Annotated in this window: 19 protein-coding genes; 13 read left to right on the top strand and 6 right to left on the bottom strand. The window is 40.9% G+C overall.

Annotated features, from left to right (window positions below):
* Positions 1-410: 410 nt before the first annotated feature.
* From F0361_RS10330 to F0361_RS10320, 3 genes are all read right to left on the bottom strand, one after another.
* Positions 411-2417 (bottom strand): putative porin, encoded by a 2007-nt coding sequence (locus F0361_RS10330; RefSeq protein WP_154918452.1) that lies wholly within the window; start codon positions 2415-2417, stop codon positions 411-413.
* Positions 2418-2528: 111 nt separating this feature from the next.
* A complete protein-coding gene (locus F0361_RS10325; RefSeq protein ID WP_154918451.1) occupies positions 2529-3956 on the bottom strand; it encodes a hypothetical protein in 1428 nt (475 codons plus the stop codon).
* Between the two features lie 6 nt (positions 3957-3962).
* Positions 3963-6776 (bottom strand): TonB-dependent receptor domain-containing protein, encoded by a 2814-nt coding sequence (locus F0361_RS10320; protein WP_154918450.1) that lies wholly within the window; start codon positions 6774-6776, stop codon positions 3963-3965.
* A gap of 213 nt (positions 6777-6989) precedes the next feature.
* Between F0361_RS10320 and F0361_RS10315 the strand changes: the two genes are divergently transcribed.
* The 4 genes from F0361_RS10315 to F0361_RS10300 all read left to right on the top strand — a co-directional run bounded on the left by F0361_RS10315 (position 6990) and on the right by F0361_RS10300 (position 12260).
* The gene (locus tag F0361_RS10315) at positions 6990-7583 is read left to right on the top strand and encodes a ribonuclease HII (protein WP_154918449.1); all 594 of its coding nucleotides are present in this window, start codon (positions 6990-6992) and stop codon (positions 7581-7583) included.
* A 28-nt stretch (positions 7584-7611) separates the two neighbouring features.
* Positions 7612-10080, top strand: a complete 2469-nt coding sequence (locus tag F0361_RS10310; protein WP_154918448.1) for a ribonuclease HII — start codon at positions 7612-7614, stop codon at positions 10078-10080.
* 136 nt (positions 10081-10216) lie between these two features.
* The gene (locus F0361_RS10305) at positions 10217-11548 is read left to right on the top strand and encodes an OmpA family protein (protein WP_154918447.1); all 1332 of its coding nucleotides are present in this window, start codon (positions 10217-10219) and stop codon (positions 11546-11548) included.
* A gap of 13 nt (positions 11549-11561) precedes the next feature.
* Positions 11562-12260 (top strand): TapB family protein, encoded by a 699-nt coding sequence (locus tag F0361_RS10300; RefSeq protein ID WP_154918446.1) that lies wholly within the window; start codon positions 11562-11564, stop codon positions 12258-12260.
* A 30-nt stretch (positions 12261-12290) separates the two neighbouring features.
* Here the strand turns inward: F0361_RS10300 and lipB are convergent, their stop codons facing one another.
* The 3 genes from lipB to F0361_RS10285 are packed head-to-tail and all read right to left on the bottom strand — an operon-like array spanning position 12291 to position 13943.
* Entirely contained in the window at positions 12291-13004 is a 714-nt protein-coding gene (gene lipB / locus F0361_RS10295; RefSeq protein ID WP_154918445.1) for a lipoyl(octanoyl) transferase LipB, read from the bottom strand.
* A 33-nt stretch (positions 13005-13037) separates the two neighbouring features.
* Positions 13038-13775, bottom strand: a complete 738-nt coding sequence (locus F0361_RS10290) for a hypothetical protein (protein ID WP_246160855.1) — start codon at positions 13773-13775, stop codon at positions 13038-13040.
* A gap of 12 nt (positions 13776-13787) precedes the next feature.
* The gene (locus tag F0361_RS10285) at positions 13788-13943 is read right to left on the bottom strand and encodes a YqaE/Pmp3 family membrane protein (RefSeq protein WP_154918444.1); all 156 of its coding nucleotides are present in this window, start codon (positions 13941-13943) and stop codon (positions 13788-13790) included.
* A 187-nt stretch (positions 13944-14130) separates the two neighbouring features.
* Between F0361_RS10285 and F0361_RS10280 the strand changes: the two genes are divergently transcribed.
* The 9 genes from F0361_RS10280 (at position 14131) to F0361_RS10240 (ending at position 24865) form a co-directional block, all read left to right on the top strand.
* Positions 14131-14841: an SGNH/GDSL hydrolase family protein gene (locus F0361_RS10280; protein ID WP_154918443.1), complete on the top strand. Its 711-nt coding sequence runs from the start codon at positions 14131-14133 to the stop codon at positions 14839-14841.
* A gap of 39 nt (positions 14842-14880) precedes the next feature.
* Positions 14881-16572 (top strand): lysine--tRNA ligase, encoded by a 1692-nt coding sequence (gene lysS, locus F0361_RS10275; RefSeq protein ID WP_154918442.1) that lies wholly within the window; start codon positions 14881-14883, stop codon positions 16570-16572.
* Positions 16573-16664: 92 nt separating this feature from the next.
* The gene (locus F0361_RS10270; protein ID WP_154918441.1) at positions 16665-18095 is read left to right on the top strand and encodes an SLC13 family permease; all 1431 of its coding nucleotides are present in this window, start codon (positions 16665-16667) and stop codon (positions 18093-18095) included.
* Between the two features lie 402 nt (positions 18096-18497).
* Entirely contained in the window at positions 18498-20987 is a 2490-nt protein-coding gene (locus F0361_RS10265; RefSeq protein ID WP_154918440.1) for a zinc-dependent metalloprotease, read from the top strand.
* A gap of 171 nt (positions 20988-21158) precedes the next feature.
* The gene (locus tag F0361_RS10260; RefSeq protein WP_154918439.1) at positions 21159-21338 is read left to right on the top strand and encodes a hypothetical protein; all 180 of its coding nucleotides are present in this window, start codon (positions 21159-21161) and stop codon (positions 21336-21338) included.
* Positions 21339-21496: 158 nt separating this feature from the next.
* A complete protein-coding gene (locus F0361_RS10255) occupies positions 21497-21937 on the top strand; it encodes a hypothetical protein (RefSeq protein WP_154918438.1) in 441 nt (146 codons plus the stop codon).
* Positions 21938-22177: 240 nt separating this feature from the next.
* Positions 22178-22687 carry a hypothetical protein gene (locus F0361_RS10250; protein WP_154918437.1) on the top strand — a complete coding sequence of 170 codons (510 nt, stop codon included), beginning with the start codon at positions 22178-22180 and terminating at the stop codon, positions 22685-22687.
* Between the two features lie 41 nt (positions 22688-22728).
* Positions 22729-23667 carry an NAD(P)-dependent alcohol dehydrogenase gene (locus F0361_RS10245; RefSeq protein WP_246160854.1) on the top strand — a complete coding sequence of 313 codons (939 nt, stop codon included), beginning with the start codon at positions 22729-22731 and terminating at the stop codon, positions 23665-23667.
* Between the two features lie 88 nt (positions 23668-23755).
* Positions 23756-24865 (top strand): adenylate/guanylate cyclase domain-containing protein, encoded by a 1110-nt coding sequence (locus F0361_RS10240; RefSeq protein WP_154918436.1) that lies wholly within the window; start codon positions 23756-23758, stop codon positions 24863-24865.
* The last annotated feature ends 38 nt before the right edge of the window (positions 24866-24903 follow it).

Genomic DNA, 24903 nt, shown 5'->3' with positions numbered 1-24903 from the left:
CTCGTCCCAACGACCTCCGAAATATGACTCCCCGGCCCCGATTCTCTCGATCTAATTCTTTATATTCTCTACCATCGCACCCCCTTAAAAGGACGCGATTCTCTCCACAATATTTCAATGAACCAATTAATAAAAGTGCCGGTCGCCCGACCCCTTCATCGCCCAGTGCCTCACTAAGCGGGTGCAAATATACGCACCGTTTTCGTTTCTGCAATAGCTAAAGCAAAAAAAAGTGAAAAATTTTTATTTTATTTTTTAAGTATCTATTATTCAATCATTTAAATTGGAAATAATTTTCAAAACAATGGCCAAAAACAGTAAGGCACTGTATATCAAATAGCTATTGAAAAGGCCTCAAAACTGAAAAAAAGTCAAGTACCTATCTAAGAGCTACTTAAAATTGTCGTTTTTTATGAAAAGAAGTTCCAAACGAGGCCAAATCGGATCACAAAATCGCGATAGGGATAATTTGGTGCCGCGTAAAAATTGTATCCACTAAAGGATGAATTGAAATGTTCGGCCTTTAAAAATATCCTGGTCTGCTGGATCCGGGCATTTATAAAGAAATCCAATAACGGAAAACCACCGAGCTCCTCGGTATCCTGAACAAAAAATTCGCCTAGAACAGGGTTATAACCGTTCATGGTATATTTTGAAAAATACTTCAAGGTGATGCCGGTTTGCAAATACATGGCCTTCTTGAAAACATCTGAGGAAAAATAGAGACTGTTCCTGGTAACCAATTGGGGAAGGTTGAGGACGTTGGATTCCTGGGATACCGTTTGATACATGACCGTATTATTCAATGCAAATTTGCCAAGCCTAAATTCCTTGGTATACTTTAGCTTTATATAGGAAATGCCCGTGTCTTCCTGAAAGGGCCTGATGGTAGCTTGCTCCGCTCCTTCCATCATTTCTAATAGGGGGTCTGCTGCGAAATATGCGTAATTGTCCAAGTTTGTGTATTTGGCCGATAAACTTCCTATCAATTCCGAATCAAAGCTTGCTTCCAAACTATTGACCCTTTCCTTTTTAAAACTGGCCGTATTCTGCCAGTTATAATTAAGGTATTCGCTTTGATACAAAAGAAAATTAAAATCGGGCATCCTAGAAGATGAATGCAAATGAACTTTGAACCGATTCTTATCGTTCAATCTGTAGCCCGCCGAAGCATCCAGAATATTACCCGATAATTCACCAGATAGATTGTACCTGAATGCACCTTCGAGTTCGAAACCACCGATTGTCTTTTCATAATCGGCACCCAAGGCCAATTCCGTTCCATTAAGTCGACTGCCGATTTCCTGTCCGCTTTCGGTAAAAAAAACACTGTTAAAAAAATAGTTGTAATGGAAAATGTTCACATTGCCCTGTAACCTGCCCAACGTCCTATTATAAAATTCAAGGCTCAACTGGTTGTAAGCTGTCTTTAAATTGGCCTTGTCATTTACCGGTGTCAGGATAAGATCTCCAAAATAGGCATCCCCAGAGGTATGCAAAAACTGGTAGTATTTGGTCTCATATCCAAAAGTGTGGCCCAAGGACAAGGAAGTCTTTTCCACATAGCTGGAATCCCTGATCCTTCGGATCAATTTATAGGCGTGTTCCAAATAATAGCGCTTACCGAGTACGACGTTATCGGCATCGTCAAACCGAACGTCAACTTTTGGCCTATCACGAAATTCTGGATCACCGGCCTCAAACTGGAGCTCCTTTTCCAAAAGCCCACCGTTTTCTTGGGATTTGATATCCTGTGCGGCAATATGCGCCCTCAAAGTATACCTTCCGTTCCTAGATTGGTAATTTGTTGTGGTGGTAAAATTACCGGAACGAATCTGATTGGAATTGTATTTGCCCAAGGAGCGATGTCCTTTGTAGCCAATGGAGAAATTTAATCTTCTGGAAGTATTGAAGGTAAGCATGGCATCCAATAACTGCCCCTGTTCCAAGGTTGTCTTAAACAGGATATCGGTCATGGGAGTGGCTACATTATAATAATGTATATCCTCCACCTCCCAATAGTTAAAATGTTTTGCCTTGGCGCCCAGGTTTGGATACATGGTGGCCCTGTCAAAATCCAACCCGAGGCTGTTGTATGTTTGCCCGATATTGGAAAACGACATCAACTCAAAATCATCCCTTCTTAAATAGTTGTATTTGTACTCCTTTTGAATTGTCAAGGTGGTATCCAAAAAGGTCGTGTCCCTTGCAAAGGATATGATTTTATAGTTCTTTATGGTAATTTCATTGATGCTATCCCTGTTGGGTTTTTCCTTCGGCAGGGGCTTTTCCTTTTTTTTTACCGAAAGGGAATCGGTTTGGGAAATAGAATCCTTGACTTTTACGGTGCTATCCTCTTGTTGGGCACGTAGGGAAAAGGTAAGACAGCCAAAGAATACTATGAGGAAATACTTCATGCGTACTTATATCAGGCACAAAGTTAATTTTTTTGTTCCTAACTAAATGTGAAAGTTTTGGGCAATAAAAAAGCCCCATTTCATGGGGCTTTTCCAAAAAGTTATTTTCCTTTATTCAAAAGGAACTACCTGATCGGAACTTTTGTTTGCTACTAAAACTTCATTTAAATCAATGACAGTTGTTGCAACACTCGAGCCAGGCTCATAATTAATGGCATCCAAATCACTAACTACAGCCGCTATAAAAGAAGGAATTACAGCAACCGTTCCAGGATCACCTTCATTGATGTTTTCGTTAAGCAAAATTTCATTTTCATCAATGACTAATTTTACTCCCATATCTACTAATCTGATTCCTTCTGCGATAAAGACCTCCTGACGTGTCCTATAAAGAAGTTCTAATCCTGCATCATCATCTTGCATAGCCGCAATGTCATCTGCCGTTAAAGAGGTTCCGGATACGGATGGAATATCAACATTGCCATCCTGACGGCTTAACACCAGTCCAGACCTACCATTAACAACGATTGAGGAATCATCGGGCCTAGATCCTTCATCCACCTGACTTCTCTGCTCAATTGAGTCATCAATACTACGTACCTCTCTTGTTGCAATCAAATCCAACAATGAAGTTAAATTAGTTCTTGCAGATGCGATATCATTATCCGCTAAAGCCGCTTCAGCCAGAATAAGATATGCCTCTTCCGCTTTCATATAATGTACGGGTGCATCTTCATTTGGACTCAAAAAAGAATATTTCGGATCTAAAAAATCCAAAGTTGGAAGCGGTTGTAAATCATCAAAAGTTGCCCTTTCATACAATGCATCTTCAAATGTATTACTCGGTCCATTAGATTCATCGAACCTTACAGTTCTATCAAAGGAATTATCCAAGGCCAGCGCCGCCGTGGCAGCAGTAACAGCACCCGATTGATTTCCTAAATAGTAATTTGCCCGTGCTTTTGCTAAATGATATTCCGGCTTAGCATTAATAGCAATGGCGGTATCAAAAGCGGATATTGCATTTAAATAATGCTGCTCAGACGTGACGGGTACACCTACAGGTTCAGCTGGAAGAGCGGAAAAATACATTCCAGAAAACAAATAGGCCAGACCCTCAAAGTAATTGAATTCTGCCTCAGTCTCCGCATCATAATTTGGATCACCAGGACCAACCTCATTGATACCAAAAATAGCTAATTCTCTTAATCTTTGAATATCACGTTGAGTATCCCTCATATCTGGATCGGTAATTTGAATTGCCAATCCATCCATAAATTGGTTGAAGAATGTTTGTGTATTCACATAATTATCAGAACCTAATTCAGCTAAAATCAAGGTTTCTTGAAAAACTAGAGCCAATTGCCTTTCAAGACCAGAAAGCCATATTGTGGCCGAGTTTGGTTGTCCCACAACCGAAGCTTCAGAAAGATTGGGGTTTTCCACTTCCTTGAAGTCAACAACGTCCCCAAAATCACCAGTACAGCCAAATATTAAGGCAGCCGTAAAAAATATTATAAGTTTTTTCATCTTTCTCATCTATTTTTAAAATTCAAACCTCATGGAGGCAATATATGTTCTTGGAGCCGATTCAGTACCATAGGCGAAGCCACCACTTGCAAAACCATTCTGAGCTGTAATACCAGACCCTGTAGTTTCTGGATCAAAAGAACCAGCAGTCCAGTTGAATGGATTTGTAACGTTAATACCCAAACGTATATTACTGAATAAAGGCTTGGCAATGTCTCCCAAATTATAGGATGCCCCAATGTTTCTAACCTTCAAGAAATCATTGTCAAATACAAAGAAGTTTACGTAATTAAATGGAGAAGTAGTTCCAATTAATTCCTCGGGAATTCCAGTATTATCCGTGCCTCTCAAGTGTCTTAACAAGAAAGACAAATCTGTAATTTGTCCACCAAACTGATAATCAGCAGTAGCAAAAAGGTTAAAGTCTCCCCATGTATAATTTATGCCCATTGAACCAAAATTTGGGGCAAAAGTATCCCCCAAGGCCGTGTTGGGCTCAAAAGCATAGGTCCCGTCGTCCTGCAATACAGCTGCAGTACCTCTTAAATAACCCAGACTTTGACCTTCTTCAACAACAGAACCTAAAACTGTAAATCCACCAACTACAAATGCAGGTGCACCACCAGAATCCGTAACTAGGTTTTCATTTGTATTATACGATAAGTTAATACTTAAGTTATGTTTTTCAGTTTGAATAGGGGTAGCTGTTAAAGCAAACTCATAACCTTTGTTCTCAACCTCACCAATATTTTGAATTTGATTGGCTTGACCTGAAGATGGTGGATCCTGTGGGGTAAACAAGGCATCTTCGGTAATTCCTATATATCTTGTACCGCTTAAGAACAATCGATTACTAAAAAAACCAAGTTCCACTCCAAATTCCGTGGTCTTAACACGTTCTGAAACCAATTCATCATTTCCTTGGTTATCAAACGTAAATGAAGGACCACCTAAAAAAGGATTTTGGGCAAACGTTCTATCCTGAGAGAAAGGTTGTGCAAAATTAGTAGCTTCACCGTAATTTGCCCTCAACTTAATAGTAGAAAGAATATCCTTAAAGCCAGAATTTATATAGAAATCATGGTCACTAAAGTTATAAGTTAAACCAATTTTAGGCAGCAATAAGGGATCGGTATTGGCTCCTGAAGCGGTATTTTGGTCCAATCGACCACCAAACTCTAAAAAGGCAACATCATAAATACCAATGTTCTCTAAAAAGTAAAGACCGTAATTGGCATTTTCCAAAACAAAATCAGAAAATGTTTGCTCTGAGAAATTATTCAAAGAACGTGTTCCATCAACACCTCCTGAACCATTCAACCTATTTTGTCTATCTGAAGTCCTAAAAAATTGACCTCCCAAAATAGAAACGAATGAAAAATTCTCCGTATTCGCTCTATGGGTAATATTTACATCAGTTGTTAAAGTAAAGGCAGACCTTAATACCCGTGTCAAAGCTCCTTGGTCCGTTGTACCCTCTGCAATAGACCCCAGTGCCACTTGTAACTCATTACTCAATAACTCTTCCTGTACGGTATTTCTATTGTCAATACCAATAGTAGCATTTACTTGAAGTGCATCATCAATATCATAGATGAATTTGTTGGAAGCAGTTATACGGTTTGTTGTATTAGTGATATCCACTAATCGACCAATATTTCTGACTCTGGCCAATTCGCCTTGCCATTCCTCATCCGTAAATTCGTCTGTGGCTCCACGTGCCGAGCCCTCTAAGTTGGAAAATCTCGAGAAACTCGTATTTGCATTATAATCAAGGTTTGATTCAAAATTCACAAAAGAAAAAGAACCTTGATATCTTAATTTATCGGTAACCTTGGCTGTAAGACCAAAAGTAAAAGTTCTTCTGATTTGCTCATTGATATCGTTAAAACTATCGTCTTTATAAAGACTACCTCCAAAGTTATAGGAAAACTTTTCCGAACCTCCATTTAAGCCCACACGATACTCTTGTGACCAACCTGGTTCAAAAATCGCCTCTGCCGTTCTATCGTAACGGAGAAAATCTGTAGTAGCTTTAATTACACCTACGTTGCTTTCAAAATATGCTGAACTTTTTCCGTCTTTACCTTTTTTCGTAATAATTTGAATAATACCATTTGCCGCATCCGCTCCATATAAAGTTGTAGCAGCACCACCTTTAATATATTCAATTCTTTCAATTGACTCTACTGGAATATCAGCCAAAGCAGAAACGTTTGCCCCACCAGTAGCAATACCCAATTGAGGATTAGAGTTTAGATTATCAACACGTACACCATCGACAATAATTACAGGTGTCGCAGATGTAGCAGCTGAAATTGGACCCCTAGTCCTAATAATTGCCGATGTTCCTGGCTGTCCGGAACTCAAACGAACTTGAGCACTAGGTGTAGTAGACTGAAGAATTTGGTCAATTTGATTTGCCGGTAATTTGTCAATATCCTCTGAATCCAAAGCATCTACCGTAGTAGATAGTTTTCTTCGAGCAATACCAGAACCTTGACCTGTTACAACAACCTCTTCCAACGCCTGGGCATCCTCTTGCATTTTTACATCAATGGTATTTCCTGCACCAACAACCCTTGTTACTGTTTTTTGACCGATATAGGAAAATCTAAGCTCATTACCTTCTTCGATAGTAATGGAATAGTTTCCATCAAAATCTGTTTGGGTACCATTGGTCGTTCCCACTTCAACTACGGATACCCCCGGCAAGGGTAGCCCTGTTTGATCGGTCACGGTTCCCGTGATATTTTTTTCCTGTGCATAGGAAAATGTTATGCTTAAAACCAGTAATGGCAAAAGCATCCATTTAAACTTCTGTTTCATAGATTTAGTTTTTGAATTAGCAGACGCCAAAACTCTTTAAAAAAAGGAACTATTCCAAAGTGATTCTTAACTCAAAAACTAAAACTGTTAAAATTGAGAGGCAAAATTGTCATATTTTTATAACTTTTGCACTTTTTAACAATGAAATACCAAATATTTAACCTTTAAATTATTCTAATAAAACAACTAGTTTTGTTAACGAAATATTAATTATTGGAAAATTTTTATCTTTTTTTTAACGAATGTGGAGCTGATGAGGCGGGACGGGGTTGTTTGGCCGGACCAGTAACGGCGGCATCGGTGATTTTGCCTGAGGGTTTTGTCAATACATTATTGAACGACTCCAAGCTTTTATCGGGTAAGAATAGGGAACTTTTAAGGCCTATCATTAAAGCACAAAGCCTGGCCTACGGTGTTGCCCATATCCACCCCAAAAAAATAGATGAAATCAATATTCTGAACGCCTCCATCTTAGCCATGCACAAAGCCATCGGCCAACTAAGAGTGATACCACCGCATATAAGTGTAGACGGTAATAGGTTCAAACCTTATGAAAATATCCCACATACCTGTATCATAAAAGGGGATTCCAAGTATATGAACATCGCCGCGGCATCGATTTTGGCAAAGACCTACAGGGACGACTATATGGATAAAATACACCAGGAATTTCCAATGTATAACTGGAAACAGAACAAAGGGTATCCAACAAAAGAGCATAGGGCTGCCATTAGGGAATTTGGAGTGACCAAATACCATAGAAAAAGTTTTAGGCTCTTACCGGAACAACTTACGCTTGATCTTTAAAAACCCTAAATTTGCCAAAAGGCATTTCATGAAGGTAAGGCTACTGCTTGCAATCCTAAGTTCCATTTTATTGATCAATTGTGCTACCGAATTGGATAACAATGCTACCTCTTTGGCACTTATTCCAGAGAATGTCCCCGTTATCCTAAAGATCAATGATTTGGATGTCTTCCTATCCGAAGTAAAAGAAAACGAAATACTTAAGCGTATTCAAGATACCCAAGAAATAGGTGTGTTGGCGAACAGATTCAACCCTTTAAATTATGTCAATTCCCCAATGGGAGGGTATCTAGGCCTCATGGAAGCCAAGGACAAACCTTTGGATTTTGTATACATCCCATTTGATAGCGTTCCACAAATTTCTTTGGATGGCACCCTCAACAAAAGAGTGGAAAATATTGCCAAAGGGGACTTTAACTACAAGAAATATGAGATGGATGGATGCATTTTCTATGCATCGGTTCTTCAGAAAAAGGAAGTTGTGGCATCTTCCCAAGCCGCCTTGGAAGCGGTTTGGAAACAAATCGAAAATCAAAAACCTATAAAACATCAATTCCTTAAATTCGATGCAATGCCAAATCCAACAAAATCGGCACAAATATGGATCGATGTTAAAAACGCCCGAAATCTCTTCAATATGGCATTGGGAAGCAAAAATGACACGCTGGATAACAACTATTCCGATTGGCTTTCCTTGGATATATCCCTAAACAACGATGCCCTTTCACTTAATGGTATCGCCGTTGTGAACGACTCCCTAAAAAATTACCTTGGGCTCTTCTCCCGGACCAGCCCGAGATCCAATAAAACGAAGCTATTGGCTCCCAACGGGACGGACTCCTATATTTCCTATACGTTTACGGATTACAAAACTTTCAGCAAGAACCAAAAACGTTTTTTTGATGATAGCGGAGAAAGGGATTCCATCTTTTCTGCTGTGGAGGAAATAGGAATCAGTCAAATGGGCGATGAAAAAGTTATTCTTTTGAATACGTATGGTACCGCCAATATTTTGGATTATATAAATCGGTTACAAACGAACTCTTTGGAATATCAGGGCAGTGAGATCAAGGAGTTAAAAAAAGATAGCCTTCTACTGCAAAGTTTCCATCCGTTGGTACAAGGTTTTGACCCCATTTTTGCCAATGTTCTAGAAAATACATTTGTTTTTTCCGCGTCCCAGGAAACCTTGGAAAGGTTTATAAACGCTAATAAATCTGGACAGACCTTTGACAAATCCTTATTGTTCCAAAATATCCAAGACCATATTACGGATGAATCTACCCTTTTATCGGTGGCGAGCGGTAAAGGTCTCGAGAAGAATCTAGAGCAAACAAGGCTAGGTAGCCTAGCCCACCTCTTAAATAACATCGATTGGGACGATTATTTATATGGCTCCCAAGTGGTCGCCGATGCCGGTTTTCTTCACACAAATTATTTTATAAAGAAAGTAAATGCTTCCGGGAATACATCGGGCGCCGTGGAAATGTTCAAGACACAACTGGACTCCGATATTTTTCTGAATCCCCAGTTTTTCACGAACCACAGAACCAATAGAAAGGATATCGTTGTGCAGGACCAGGACAACGTACTTTATTTAATCAATAATAAAGGGACTATTATTTGGAGAAAAGAACTGGGAAGTGCGATCCAGGGAAAAATCCACGAAGTGGACATTTACAGGAACGGCAAGTACCAATTGGCATTCACCACCAATAATCGGTTTTACATCATTGATAGGAACGGAAAGGAAGTAGCGCCTTTCACCTTTAAATATGATGGGGGCAACCTCAACCCATTGGCGGTTTTTGATTACGCCAACAATAGGAACTATCGTTTTGTAGTCACACAAGGTAACAAGGTGTTCATGTACAATAATGAAGGGAAAATCGTCAGCGGATTTAAATATTCCAAAGCGGAAGGCAACATACTTGGGACACCACAACACTTTGTAATAGGGACAAAAGATTATTTGGTGTTCAAGTTGGCAAATGGCAATTTAAAAATTTTGGACCGAGTGGGACGGGAGCGGGTAAAAGTATCGGAAAACATAGCCTTTTCTGACAACGACGTAAAAGTTCATCAGAACAAATTTGTTGTGACCTCCACCGAAGGACTTATCTACGAAATCGATGCTCAGGGAAGAATACAGAAGTCGGACTTACAACTAAATACAGACCATGGTATGGACGCGACTTCCAGGACCTTGGTCCTCATGAACGATAATTTACTGTCCATAAGGGGAAAAGAAGTGACGTTGGACCTGGGGGTCTACACCAAACCAACTATTTTCTATTTGAACGATAAGATTTATGTTTCGGTTACGGACATCCAAAATTTAAGGACTTATTTGTTCGATAGTCAGGCCGAAGCCATAACCGGCTTTCCCATATACGGAGCTTCCACTATTGATATGGCAGATATGGACAACGACAACAAGGCGGAATTGGTACTTAAGGACCAGGACAACTCCCTTGTTGTTTACAAAATACAGTAATACAGGTTTCAAACAAGTCCGTACTTTTTTAGTGACCAGACATACAATTGCTGTTGCGTTTTTAATGCTTTTACCTTAATTTTCGTGGGATGTTTTATCACGAGGAAATTGCTGAATAATAACAAATAACACTATTATGAAAATCATGAATTTGTCCCAAAAGTTGGTTTTGGTGACAGGCATTTTATTATTTTGTGCCACTTCGTCCAACGCTCAATTTCTTAAAAAGTTGGGAAAAACGGCAGAGCGGGCAGCAGAAAGGGCCGTTGAAAGGAGGGTCGACAGGGAGGCAACCGAAAAAACGGACCAGGCACTGGACAGTATCCTGGAACCGGGATCTAAGAAAGGAGGTAATACCCCTGTTCCAACTAGCAGGAAACCAGAAGAAAGTACTTCTAAAAATGGTAATAGCTCAGAAAACGCCCCAATGGCTAGCTCGGAAGGGCCAAAGAGTCTGGAGGTATACAGTAAGTTCGATTATGTTCCCGGAGATGTGCAACTGTTCTTTGATGACTTTGCCAATGACTTTGTGGGCGACTTTCCATCAAAATGGGATACCAACGGAACAGGCGAAGTAGTTACAATTGGCAGTTCAAACGAAAAATGGTTTGAAGTAAAATCAAGTAGTGTCTACTTTCCCAACATATCCAACCTTCCTGAAGATTACACAATTGAATTTGACATATTGACCCTTGGATTGGATGACCAAACCTCAAGCACTGCAATACTTAACATAAACCTTGAGGATGAAAAAACGTATGATTATTACAGGGCAGGAAATAATGCGGTCAACGTCAAAATACCCTTTGCACAGTATGCAGATATTGACATTAGGATTTGGAACAAGATCAACAAAGAGACTCTAATCAATAATAACGTTCAAAGTGATATAAGAAAAGCTGTCCTGAACAAACCTCATATTTCAATTGCGGTCAATGGGCAACGGTTCAGATTATGGGTCAACGAGACCAAGTACGTGGATGTTCCCAAACTGGTCGCCCCAGGCGGGGTTCTCAATTTTATTCGTTTTGAACCAGAAGGTCTTAAAGACGGTAAAGACCGAATTTTCATTGGAAATCTGAAAGTTGCCAAAGGCGGAGAGGATTTAAGAAGGAAGTTATTGTCCGAAGGAAAAATATCCACCAATGCCATACTCTTTAATTCTGGGTCAGATCAATTAAAACCGGAGTCCATGGGCGTCATTCGGCAAATATTCCAGGTATTGGAACAAGACTCCAGCATCAATCTTAAAATAGTGGGGCACACGGACAGCGATGGCGCCGAAGATACGAACATGAAACTTTCAAAAAACCGTGCCGAGGCCGTAAAAAGTGCCCTTGTTTCCGTATACGGTGTGGATGCCGGTAGGCTATCCACAGATGGCAAGGGAGAATCCGAACCCGTAGGAGACAATAGCACCAGTGATGGAAAATCACAGAACAGAAGAGTAGAATTTATTAAACTTTAAACACTAAAATAAAATGAAAATCAAGTTTCTTTTTTGCCTTACCTTCCTTTATGGCACTTCACTGACATTGGGCCAAAATGCCTGTAGTAAATACTATCCCATGGAAGAGGGCAGTACCTTTCAATACACCATGTACGACAAAAAGGATAAGGTAGAAGGTGTCACGGACTATGTTGTTTCCAACGTAGAAAATGATGGCGGAAATACCACGGCGACCATGAAACTTACTTATACTGATGACAAAGGAAAAAATGTTCTGGAATCTGATTATAATATCACCTGTACCGGTAACGGTGTCAAAATAGATTATGAAAGTCTATTCCCCTCCGAAATGAAAAAACAATACGAGGATATGGGTATGGACATGGAGATTACGGGTACGGATATTGAAATACCCAATGATCTTTCCGCTGGGCAAACGCTTGATGATGCAAACCTAAGCGTTACCATGGATATGGGTGCCATGAAGATGAAAATCAACGTGGATACCTTTGACCGAAAAGTGGAGAAAATGGAATCCGTTACCACGCCCGCAGGTACCTTTGATTGCTATTTGATTACCGAAAAAAGTAAATCCAAAGTAATGATGGCCAATGTGGAAATGAGTAATAAGGTTTGGATTTCAGAAGGTGTGGGCATGATAAAACAGGAATCCTACGGTAAAAACGGCAAGCTTATGAGCCGTATGGAGCTGACCAAATACAGTAAATAAATTTTGTGAATAGCATAAAAAAACCGACGTCTATACCTCGGTTTTTTGCTTTATCTGCGCCTGAAAAAGCTCTGCAAAGTGTTTTAACAGCTTTTCCTTTACCTCATCCATATCCACGGTTGCTTTTCCCAATTCAACGTTCAAAGAGGTTACTGCCTTATCCTTTATCCCACAGGGAATCATCAAATCAAAATAGCCTAGGTCCGCATTCACATTTAGAGCAAACCCATGCATGGTCACCCACCTACTGGCACGAACGCCCATGGCACAGATTTTTCGGGCGAAGGGCGTTCCAACATCCAACCATACCCCTGTTTCACCTTTGGAACGTTCGGCCTTCAAACCATACTCCGCCAAAGTGAGAATGACCATCTCCTCAAGAAGTCTTAGGTATTTGTGAATATCGGTAAAGAAATTATCCAAATCAAGAATGGGGTAACCTACGATCTGGCCAGGCCCGTGATAAGTGATATCCCCGCCCCTATTGATTTTATAAAATTTGGCACCTTTTGCACTAAGCTCATCCTCGTTTACCAACAGGTTTTGGATATCCCCACTTTTGCCTAGGGTATAAACATGTGGATGCTCCACAAAAATAAGATGGTTGGGGGTTTCCAAAGCAGTCTCCTCCCTCCTGTTTCTGATTTTCAAATCCAATATTTGCTGAAACAAAAGTTCCTGATAGTCCCAGGTCTCCTTATAATCCTTGACCCCCAAGTCCTCCAAAAAAACGGTTTTGTTCATGGTGCAAAGATACGAATAGGAAAAGGTTCCTGCCTACTTTTCCAGTTCCACTTCAATATTGATGGACTCTGGATCCTTGAGCATGTCCAAAAAGTTCACCTCATAAATTAGGGTCTTCCCATCCATGGAAAAAGTGGCGTCCTCCACATTGGTAGATTTTACTCTTTTCGGAAAATGATATTTAAAGGTATAGGTGGAACCGCTCAAAAACATTTCAGTGCCTTGTAGGCTATCCAGGCTCTTTTGGAACAATTCCTGATCCTTTATTTTAGCTTCTCGAACAAAACGGTCCCCGGAAAAGGAGTAGGAAACCTGGGTGGGATCTTCGGCGGAATTTTGGGGAATGGGCTGGTCTGCAGAGGAAGGACCAATTTTACTTGCCATCTGAAAGGCGTTGAATGCATTGTTGACATCGGATATATTCTTAAAATCCGAAAACATCTCAAAATTCATAGTACCATTAGGACCGTCCACGAGCATGTGTATGCTAAAAGGTTCCAATTTTTTCAATTTTTCCTGTTCTTCCAAGGGCAATTGGGCAATACTATCACGTTTTTCACGCAAAAGGTCCTTGAAAACGATCGTGGAGTCCATAACCTCCTCCATTTTTAGGCTATCGTTATCGGGTAACATGGACATCATTTCGCTTCCATCAAAACCGATACTCATTTTCCCGGAGCCGTCCGCATTGAAATAAATTTCTTCGGTAAAATTACAGGCAACGAACAGGACCATTAACATAACTGACCACAATACCCTTCTTGCTCCCATATAAAGAAAGTTTTAGTTTGGATTGTTTAAGATAACCAATGCAGCGATAACCCCAGGTACCCAGCCACAAAAAGTTAATAAAAGCACTATTAAAAAGGATCCGCAACCCTTTCCCAGAACGGCCAAGGGTGGAAAAAGAATGGCCAAAAAAACCCTAATTAAACTCATTTTACTTTTTGATTTTTGATTGATGTACCTATTAGTTGTTAAATTATCGGAATTGTTACGATCGCGTACCCATCCTTTGGTATCAAAAAGGATGAAACCTATGAAATTTAAATATTTGATTCCGATTTAAGTGAAACCATAACCCAAATATTTCGTAACTAGTATATTAAAAATACAAATTAGCAAAATGAATACTTTCAAGATTATAGCGCTCATTCTATTATTTTTCAATTGCACATCGAGCGAGAATGAATTTCTTACTCGCTCCGAAGAAATGCGTTCAGAGTATCAAAAAGAATTCAAATATTTGGCTTTGGGCGATAGTTATACGGTTGGAGAAAGTGTTGCGTCAAATCAAAGCTTTCCTATGCAACTATCAGAAAGACTTGAAAGTGAATTAAATACGAGTGTCGAAACAAAGATAATTGCGAGAACCGGTTGGAGAACAGATGACCTTCAAAACGGTATTTCGAATACAAGAATAGACAAACCTCAAGATCTGGTCACCCTCTTGATAGGCGTCAACAATCAATACCAAGGCAAACCTTTTGAACAATATGAAAAGGAATTTCCAGAACTTTTAATCACTGCCCTTGACTTTGTGGAAGGTGATGCCGAAAAGGTGTTGGTCATCTCCATCCCGGATTATGCGTTTACCCCATTTGGCCAATCTAGGGACGTGGATAAAATATCAAGGGAAATTGATATGTATAACGAGTTTGCAAGGTCCATTGCAATTGAAAACAAGGTCCGCTTTGTTGAAATTACGGATATTACCAGAATGGGCTTGGAGCAGCCCCAACTTGTGGCCAGTGACGGTCTTCATCCCTCCGGGGAGGCATATAGTAAATTTGTAGATCGCATCCTGCCTTTGGTGGAGGAACGTTTTAAAGATTAGCGCATTCTTACCTATATTTGCGCCTTTAAATAAATCGAAATGCAATTATCCGAACAAGAGGTCATTCGAAGAGAGAAATTGGGGAAATTAAGGGAATTGGGCATCAATCCATATCCCGCCGAGTTATATCCTGTTGACACCACATCCAAGGAAATCAAAAATGATTATGAGGAAAGCAAAAAGGTGACCATTGCGGGTAGATTGATGTCGCGACGGATACAGGGAAAAGCTTCCTTTGCCGAAATTCAGGACAGTGAAGGTCGCATACAGGTCTACTTCAACAGGGATGAAATTTGTACCGGGGAGGACAAGACCCTATACAACGAGGTTTACAAGAAACTGTTGGACATAGGTGATATCATTGGTATAGAAGGGGAACTGTTTACCACCCAAGTGGGCGAGAAAACAGTCATGGTCAAGAACTTTAAAATGTTAAGCAAGGCCCTGAGACCCCTTCCCCTTCCAAAACAGGATTCCGAAGGAAAGGTGTTCGACGAATTCAATGACCCCGAATTGCGCTACCGCCAGCGCTATGTGGATTTGGTCGTAAATCCCAAAGTGAAGGAAACCTTCATTAAACGGACAAAGATTACCAACAGCATTCGGGAGTTTTATAACAATCGAGGGTATTTGGAGGTGGAAACGCCCATTTTACAACCTATCCCGGGCGGTGCGGCCGCAAGGCCATTTTTGACCCACCACAATGCGCTGAACATACCGTTATATTTACGTATTGCCAACGAATTGTATTTAAAGCGATTGATCGTTGGTGGCTTTGATGGAGTGTACGAGTTTTCCAAGGATTTTAGGAACGAGGGTATGGACCGTACGCACAATCCGGAATTTACCGTGATGGAATTGTATGTGGCCTACAAGGATTACAATTGGATGATGGATACCACGGAGCAATTGCTGGAAAAAGTAGCCATGGATGCCAATGGGTCCACAAAAGTTACAGTGGGTAATCACGAAATCGAATTTAAGGCGCCGTATCCCAGAGTGCCTATTTTGGAAGCGATAAAAATCCATACAGGAGTCGATGTTTCCCAAATGGAGGAGAACGAATTGAGGGAAACTGCCAAAAAAATGGGCATTGAAGTGGATGACACCATGGGTGTTGGTAAATTGATCGATGAGATTTTTGGCGAAAAATGTGAGCACCACTATATACAGCCCACTTTTATTACGGATTATCCCAAGGAAATGAGCCCGTTGACCAAGGAGCATAGAACAAATCCTAGACTTACGGAGCGTTTTGAGCTGATGGTAAACGGTAAGGAATTGGCCAATGCCTATTCTGAGCTGAACGATCCTATTGATCAGCGCGAACGCTTTGAAGATCAATTGCGACTCTCTGAAAAAGGGGACGATGAGGCGATGTTCATTGACCAGGATTTTCTAAGGGCCTTGGAGTACGGAATGCCCCCTACTTCAGGTATTGGAATTGGTATTGATCGGTTGGTCATGTTGATGACCAATAATTCCTCCATACAAGAAGTACTGTTCTTTCCACAGATGCGGCCGGAGAAAAAAGCCGTTCAACTTTCCGATAATGAAAAGGCCATTTACGATATCCTTAAAAAGGAAAAAAGTATGTCCCTGGATAGCCTAAAGACCCAATCCGGGTTAAGCAACAAGGCATGGGACAAGGGAATCAAGGGTTTGACAAGTCAAAAATTGGCGAAGGTCCAAAAGGAAAACGATACACTCTTAGTTTCTCTTTTTGAATAAGAGTTTTTATTTTATAATGTAAATTCTTCGGAACAATTATTCTTAATAATTCACATAAAAAATCATAGTTTAGACCCAACTTGAGAAAACCCATGGGACTAAGCAAAAAATGGGGGCTTTTTCTAGGCCCCCTACTTTTTCTACTTCTGATCAACCTTCCCGTTATTTTGATTTCAGAACGGGCGGATGCTGTAATAGCCGTAGCCCTTTGGATGATCGTGTGGTGGATTACCGAAGCGGTTTCCATATCCGTCACGGCACTACTCCCATTGTTATTGTTCCCTATCCTTAAAATCATACCCATGGAGGATGTTGGCGCCAATTACGGGAGTCCGATCGTATTCCTATTTTTTGGGGGATTCGTCATGGCCCTGGCCCTGGAAAAAGTAAACCTTCATAAACGCATTGCTCTTTCCATCATCCGTATCACGGGAACCACACCCAACAAAGTCATTTTAGGTTTTATGATCGCCACGGCCACCTTGAGCATGTGGATTAGCAATACGGCCACTACCGTGGTCATGTTGCCCATTGCCATGTCCGTTATACAACTATTGATAGATGATGCCGACGGATTTACAAAAAGCGACCGCAATTTTGCCCTAAGCGTGATGTTGGGTATTGCATTCTCCGCAAATGCAGGCGGCATAGCCACGGTCATTGGAACCCCACCCAATTCGGTACTCATCGGGTTGTTGGAAAATGAATACCATATTGAAATATCTTTTTTGAAATGGATGGTCATCGGGCTACCCTTTTCGGTGATTATGATAACCCTTTGCTATTTGGCTTTGGTAAAATTCATGTTCCCCAATGGGGCCCTGAAATTCAATGCCTCCAAAAGCATTATTGATCAGGAACTGAAAAAACTGGGGCCTACTTCGGCAAAGGAAAAAATGGTTTTGGTCATTTTTGGCATTACGGTTTTCCTTTGGGTTTTTAGGACCGTCATCAATTCCATTTTTCCATTTTTAGGCCTGTCCGATGCCATGATCAGTATGTTCGCCGCTATTTCACTTTTTGCGATCCCCTTCAATGTGAGAAAAGGCGATTTCATTTTGGAATGGAAGGATACCCAGAAACTGGCTTGGGGCATACTCATACTATTTGGTGGGGGATTGGCCCTGGCGGAGGCCATGTCCGTTACGGGGATTGTGGACCTTGTAGCGGGAACCATCGCCGAAAGTGAGATCAGTGCACTCTTTACTGCCGCCCTATTGATATTTTTGATGTTGTTCATGACGGAACTGATGAGCAACGTAGCCCTTGTTGCCGTCTTGGCACCTGTGGTTGCGGGCATTGCCCTTGGCTTGGGAATACCTATCGTACATTTATTGATACCCATTACCATAGCGAGCAGTTGCGCTTTCATGCTCCCCATGGCCACGCCTCCCAATGCCATTGTTTTTGCCAGTGGCTATATTAAAGTGCATGAAATGGCAAAGGCAGGCGTGATGCTAAATCTGCTTGCTGTGGTACTTTTAATAGGAATGTTCCAATTTATCCTCCCTTTACTTTTCTGATTTGCATCATAAAGTGGTGCATAGACCTGTAGAACACCACAAAAAGATAAAGCCTCTGCTGGCGCAGAGGCTTTATACCTAACTAATTCAGTCCCGATTGCTATTCGGGTAAAAATGATATTCCTACATAACAGACGCTGAAAAAACCAGAATGTTACAATTTATACTAATTCAATTTTCAAAACCATCTAAAGAAAATGAATTGTTTTCTTGGATTACGAAAAAGAAAAAGGTTGCGCAGCCGTAATTGCGGAACTTTATTATTTTGAAGTAAGGCGAGAAAAGAAACTTTTTATCTGATGGGATTGAATGTTGAATTGGTATTCGGCTTATGATTTCGTTAACAAGTCGTTAAAATAATTTTTCGGTTCTTTGAAAAATTGACCAAATTCAAAAAAATAGATGCATAAAAAATTACTCTTCCCGCTACTAGCGATAGTATGTTTATTAAGTTTCCAAACTACCGAAGCCCAAATTTTCAAAAAGAAAAAAAAGAAGACCGAAACCGCTGCGGAAAAACCCAATAAGGACAAAATCCAACCGTATGACAAAGTCATCACCAAGGAGGCGAAAACCGATGCAGGGCTCTTCAATGTCCATATAGTTGACGACAAGCATTACTATGAAATCCCAGATTCACTCTTCAATAGGGAAATGTTGATGGTGAGCCGCATTTCAAAAACAGCTTCGGAAATAGGTTTTGGTGGCGGAAAGATAAATACCCAGGTCCTAAGATGGGAGAAAAAGGACAAGAAAGTACTACTACGCGTTGTATCCCACGATGTCGTCGCGGCCGACTCCCTTCCGGTACATGAAGCCGTCGTAAATTCAAATTTTGAGCCGGTCCTTTACGCATTTGACATCAAGGCCTTTAAAAAGGATTCGCTGAGTCCGGCTACGGTCATTGAAGTGGATGATATATTCACTAAGGACACCAAGGCCTTTGGAATGCCGGAAACCTACCGAAAACGATACAAGGTTTCACGTTTGGATGATGGCCGGAGCTTTATTGAAAGCATAAAAAGTTATCCCTTGAACGTAGAGGCCAGGCATGTAAAGACCTATTTGGCCGGGGAACCGCCCAGTAATGGTAGCCTGGGATCCATATCGATAGAAATCAACAATTCCATGGTACTCTTACCAAAGGAACCAATGAAAAGACGCTATTTTGACCGAAGGGTGGGATGGTTCGCCAGGGGCCAGGTGGATTATGGCCTGGATGCCCAAGAAAGCAAAACGATTACCTTTTTGGACCGATGGAGACTGGAAGTGAAAGATGAGGATTTGGAAAAGTTCAAAAACGGGGAACTGGTAGAACCTAAAAAGCAAATTGTCTATTATGTGGATAGGGCAACGCCAAAACAATGGGTGCCGTACATAAAGCAAGGTATCGAAGATTGGCAAGTGGCCTTTGAAGAAGCAGGATTTAAAAATGCCATCATTGCCAAGGACCCTCCAACTCCGGAAGAGGATCCGGAATGGTCCCCGGAGGATGTTCGTTATTCCGTGGTCCGATACTTGGCATCTCCCATACCAAATGCCAATGGCCCACACGTGAGCGATCCTCGAAGTGGAGAAATATTGGAATCGGACATCAACTGGTACCACAACGTCATGAGCCTTTTACGCAACTGGTTCTTTGTACAGACAGCGGCAATAAATCCGTCCGCACAAGGAGTGCAGTTTGATGAGGAAGTGATGGGCAGGTTGATCCGTTTTGTCTCTTCGCATGAAGTGGGTCATACATTAGGTTTGCCACACAATATGGGTAGTAGTGTTGCCTATCCGGTAGATTCATTACGCTCGGCAAGTTTCACTAAAAAATTTGGTACGGCCCCTTCGATTATGGACTATGCCCGTTTTAATTACATCGCCCAACCAGGTGATGAGGGCGTTGCTTTGATGCCGGACATCGGTGTATATGACAAATATGCCATTAAATGGGGATACAGGCCCATTTTGGATAAATCAGCAACAGAAGAAAAACCCATCTTGGACCAATGGATTTTAGAGCATGCGGGTGACCCACTGTACCGATTTGGGCATCAACAGGTGGGCGACATCGTAGACCCAAGCTCCCAAACGGAAGATTTGGGCGATAATGCCATAAAGGCAAGCGAATATGGCATTGCCAATTTGCAAAGAATCGTTCCCAAATTGATCGAATGGACCCAGGAAGACGGTAAAAACTACGATGACCTTGAAACCCTCTACGGACAGGTCGTTGCCCAGTACAACCGCTATATGGGCCATGTCTCGAACAATATAGGAGGGGTCTATGAATACCATAAAACCTATGATCAGGAAGGTGCCGTGTACACGCATGTAGATGCCGAACATCAGGAAAATTGTATGGAGTTTCTCCAGGAACAACTGTTCCAAACCCCGGAATGGTTATTGGATCAGGATATTTTTGGGAGAATCCAATATTCCGGTTTTGTGGAGCGTATCCGTTCCATTCAGGAGCGTACCTTGAACAATATCATGAGTCTTGGTAAAATGGCGCGTTTGGTCGAAAACGAGGTGGCCAACGGTACCGAGGCCTATACTTTGGTGGAAATGATGGACGATTTAAGGAAGGGAATTTGGTCCGAATTGTCCTCCGGAAGAAAAATCGATACGTACCGAAGAAACCTTCAAAAAGCCTATGTGGATCGTTTGGCCTATTTGATGACCGCGGAAGACCAGAAAAAACTACCGGACTTTGGCGGCTATAGAAAATCGACCGCGGTGAATATGAGTCAGTCGGACATTCGTTCCGTGGCCAGGGCAGAATTGAATCAATTAAAAAGGGATGTAAGAAATGCCATTGGCAGGACTTCCGATAGAATGAGCAGGTATCATCTACAGGATGTGGAAGAGCGAATTGACCACATTTTGGACCCTAAATAAAACATTGGGTTTTCGCTTTCATCGACGAAATACCAAAAAATCCGACGAAATTATTCGTTTTACAACATTTAGACATAATTTGACATCAAAAAAAGCCCGTTTCACAACAATGGGCTTTTTCGTACGTTACTATTTTATAGTTTAGATCAAAATTATTAAAACCCCCAAATCATGAATAATAAAATCAAAAGCCTAATCTACCTAAGTTGTTTTATCATTGCAGCCGTATTCTATCATTTTCAGATCAACGGGGAATCCAGTCAATTGCTCCCAAAAAATGCAGAAATGGCCAAAGCGGATATCGTTGTAGAACCGTTTACCGAAAATATGGCAACAGAAGCAGTACAATAAGAACACCTCAAAATACTATTAAAGCGCGACTTTTCCGGTCGCGCTTTTTTTATGCCCGATCTGGACCCATGTAGTTAAATTCCTCTTAAATGCCTCCTCCCGTTTAAACCTTTGCCACTCCTTTAGGTCTTAATACTAAAACCCATAAAATTTACGTGATGAGAAAATTAGTATTGGTAGCCCTTTTATTGACGGGCATTACCGCAATGGCACAGGAGAAAAACAGAAAAGAAGGCAGGAGACACATGGCCGATTTCACTCCAGAGCAAATGGCAACCTTGCAGACCAAAAGAATGACCTTGGCCTTGGACCTTACAGCAGATCAACAATCCAAGCTACAGGAAATGTTCACAAAAAATGCAGCGGAGAGAAAGGCCAAGATGGAAGCCCACAAAGCCCAAAGGGAAAGCGGGGAATCTTTATCAGACGATGAAAAGTTCGCCCTACAAAACGAACGTCTGGATAACCAGATTGCCCATAAGAAGGAAATGAAAGCGATCCTTGATGACACACAATATGCCAAATGGGAAAAAATGCGTGCGAAAAGGGGAAAACATGCAAAAGGAAAAGAACGTCAGCATAGAGCGCAAAAGAAATAGGTTGTTTAGTTAGTTGATTGTTAGGAAAAGACCTTGTTTTTACAGCAGGGTCTTTTTTTATGTGGATATTGAAAATCTATGGTTTGCGATAGTTCGAGACTGATTTAAAATCACTTTTAAAAAGAACTAGGTTTCTTATGGAAGCTAAAACTATGTCATAGGTTTTTAAAAAATGTAACAAAAGGGTTTAGTGTGCGTCCAATCATCAATTACATTCATCAATCAACCAATCGAACAATCATGATATTCACAAGAAAAAACAAGTCCAAGATAATTCTTGGAGCACTGATTTTTACTTCTTTATGTTTGCTATGGGAACACCTGAATGGTGGTGTGATCACACACCATCTACTTGCAAGGGAAGACATGCCAGGAATTTCCAATTGGTGGGGATTATTGACCATTCCCGCTTTAACATGGATTTCCTTCTCCCTAATCCATAAACGACAGCGACAAAATCCAGAACTCGAAAAAACCATTATCAGTAGGTTTATTGCCGCATACGTATTTGGGCTTATAGCATCCATATTATGGGAATTGAATTTAGATGAAATTCTCCCATTTTACATTCTATTGCCTCTGCCCATTGCATTCTTCATACCACTTCATCGACCGGAATATCTACTGGGTTTTGTTCTTGGCATGCTTTTCACTTTTGGTGGCATACTTCCTATTTTGGTAGGGTTGGTCTTAACATTCCTGTGTTTTTGCCTTTATAAACTTGTGCGGATCGTAAAATCATTATTTTAAAAAGGAAGCCCAAAAATACGTGTATAAACAAAAAAGACAGAATGATGAAAGCAATAATCTGCCCTAAATATGGCCCACCTGAGGTTCTGAAAATCTCGACCCTTGCCAAGCCGATCCCAAAGAAAAACGAAGTATTGGTCAAAATAATGGCAACTACCGTTAATTCCGCCGATGTAAGGATACGGGGTCTTAAAGTTGATGGTCTTATGAAGTTGGTCATGCGTCTGGTCCTTGGTTTCAACAAACCCAGAAAACCGATTCTGGGGACGGTTTTTTCAGGAATCATAGAACATATTGGCACAAACGTCAGTGATTTCAAGGTAGGCGATAACGTCTTTGGAATGACTGGATTAATGTTTGGAACCAATGCCGAGTATATCGCCATCAGTGAAAAAGACAATATAACCTTGGCCCCGATGAATGCGACGCATGAAGAGTCCGCTGCCATTGTTTTTGGCGGGCAATCTGCCATTTATTTTTTGGAGAAAGGGGGCATCGCGAAGAAACCGAATGTAAAAGTACTAATATATGGAACCACGGGTTCCGTAGGTGCAGCGGCCGTTCAAATCGCAAAATCACATAATGCCCACATTACGGCGGTGTGTAGCACCAGAGGTTCCAAACTTATGGAAAGACTCGGTATTACCAATGTTCTTTTTTATGATCAAGGGCAATTCGAAGAACATCGATCCAAGTACGATATCGTCTTCGATGCCGTGGGCAAGGCTTCGAAAAAACAATGCAAATCCCTACTCAAAGAAGATGGGGTGTTCAAGACCGTTGAAGGTTTGGAAGTGGCATCAGAATCAAAAAGGCAACTGGAAATACTTAGGGAACTATTTGAAAACGGCTGCTATGATGCAACGATAGACAAGGTGTTTCCCATGGACCAAGTGGTGGCAGCCCACCACTATGTAGACCAGGGCGGCAAAAAGGGCAATGTGGTGTTGACCATTGGTACGAACGATACTAATCCTTAAATCACAAAATGGAGTATTCACTATTCGGAAAGAATCATTAAATTGAAAGGGATAACAGTTTTACCAAACACCTCCTAAATTACCCGATTTGCTTTCTCACAAAACCAAACGAAAATTTAGCAAAATTCTATCATTTGGTATCATTTGGACCCTTTTGGGGTTGCTCTTCATGTTCATTGAACAAACTGCGGTTCTTGGAGCAGGTATCACTCAAAAAGAAGCCATTAGTTTAAATTTTCAAGTTTTCCTATTTGCGACCGTAGCGGTTTTCTTGGTCGGTTGTTTTGTTGGATATCTGGAACTGACCTTCTTGAACAAGTTATTTATCAAAAAAACCTTTTACAAAAAGGTCTTGTTCAAACTTGTCTTTTATCTGGTGCTTTTTTCCGCAATAATGATGGTTCTGTATCCTATTGCCTCCAGTATCGAATTACGGATTCCACTATTTTCAGGTGAAATTTGGCAACGTTATTTGGATTTTTTGGTCAGCACAGTACATATGAGTACCATGGTCCAACTATCGGCCTCTTTATTTTTTTCCTTAATTTATACCGAAATAAGTGATAATTTGGGGCATAGTGTCCTACGAAACTTCATCATAGGCAAATATCATCGACCCAAGGAAGAGCATCGTATTTTCCTATTTACCGATATGAAAGACTCCACCGCCATAGCGGAACAGTTGGGGACCAAAATGTACTTTTTATTTTTAAGGGATTACTACAAATCCCTTGAAGATGCCATTATACAATTTGGTGGGGACGTTTATCAGTACATTGGCGACGAAATCGTCATCACTTGGGAATTCAATGTCGGCTTACAGAACAACAACTGTCTGCATACTTTTTTCGAAATGAAAAATGCCTTGCGACATAAGTCCGATTTTTTCCTGAAAACCTACGGATTTGCACCCAAATTTAAGGGAGGAATGCATTTTGGGGAGGTCACGACCGGGGAAATTGGGGCGTTAAAAAAGGAAATTGTCTTCTCTGGGGATGTTTTGAACACTACGGCCAGAATACAATCCGCCTGCAACACCTTTAAAACCGATTTCCTTGTTTCCGATAGTCTGATCAAAAAACTGAATATTGACGGAAATTTTGTTGTAACGGAAATTGGCGAGGTTACCTTACGCGGAAAGGATGTGTCCTTGTCCTTGGTGAAAGTGGAACAGGTTAAGCAGGAATTTTTATTATGAACAAACTTTTATTTGTTTCCTTTAAAACTACTTTAAAA

Origin of the sequence: Maribacter flavus (assembly GCF_008386635.1) — a bacterium.
In the GTDB taxonomy this organism is placed as follows: Bacteria; Bacteroidota; Bacteroidia; order Flavobacteriales; family Flavobacteriaceae; genus Maribacter; species Maribacter flavus.
Note: the sequence above shows the minus strand (reverse complement) of the source record. Positions and strands in the feature narration are given on the sequence as shown.